This is a genomic window from Pseudomonas sp. SIMBA_067, assembly GCF_046534675.1.
GTDB classification, from domain to species: domain Bacteria; phylum Pseudomonadota; class Gammaproteobacteria; order Pseudomonadales; family Pseudomonadaceae; genus Aquipseudomonas; species Aquipseudomonas putida.
Window position 1 is genome coordinate 1 of record NZ_JAWRYH010000189.1, and the last position, 326, is coordinate 326.

1 pseudogene is annotated in these 326 nt (G+C 53.1%); it reads right to left on the bottom strand.

Annotated elements, in window-relative coordinates:
• A pseudogene (locus SB765_RS28665) lies at positions 1-326 on the bottom strand (uridine phosphorylase); the annotation flags it as partial.

Genomic DNA, 326 nt, shown 5'->3' on the forward strand with positions numbered 1-326 from the left:
TTGCAGATTCCATTTCATAGTTCATTACGCCCATCGCCTGCCACTCTTCCATAGAACCTTTAAAGTGACGGACTACGCGACCAGAGTAAGTATCGTAACGTTCCTGACCAGGGTAGAAGGTATCAGAAGAAGCTGTCACGCCAACGTGAGTCGTCGCGCCAATGGATTTCGCAGCTTCAACCAGCGCAGTCGTACATTCGAAATCAGCGACAGCCGGGAATTCCAGCGGTGCGAAGTGCAGGCTCGCACCATCCAGACGAACAGACGCCGTGGTAACCAGGACATCACCCACATTAATATGCGGCTGAATAGCGCCCGTTGTGCCG